Here is a 371-nt window from a genome sequence, read left to right on the forward strand (position 1 = left end):
GCAGGGCTTTAAAGATCAATCAAGCGTTGACTGGCTCTGAACGTAGGCTCTGAGTGTTTCAATCGTTGCCCCTCCGGTGCTACAGACAAAGTACGACCTTGACCACAAAAGTCCCGTTTTACTTTGCGTCCGCAAATGTGTGTTTTGCTGGCGCAGCAGGCGCGACGATACTGATTTCAAATTGTTGACCATCACACTGACCGCCAGTTTTTGGCGGGTAAGCAACCAGCAGATGCACATGGTCAGGCTCTCCGTCCATCTCAATAATTTCGCATTCAAGTTTTGCCGCAGCGGAGTCAAATGCATCACGCAGTTGAGCGAGCATCTGTCCGTCAAATAGCTTACGTCGATACTTTGTCGTAAAGATCAGA

General features: G+C 49.1%; 1 pseudogene. It reads right to left on the reverse strand.

The features are described 5' to 3' along the window. Positions 1–15: 15 nt before the first annotated feature. Positions 16–370, reverse strand: a pseudogene (tnpA, locus tag BHE89_RS22065) (IS200/IS605 family transposase). Position 371 lies beyond the last annotated feature (1 nt).

Origin of the sequence: Shigella sp. FC1967 (genome assembly GCF_001743005.1) — a bacterium.
In the GTDB taxonomy this organism is placed as follows: domain Bacteria; phylum Pseudomonadota; class Gammaproteobacteria; order Enterobacterales; family Enterobacteriaceae; genus Proteus.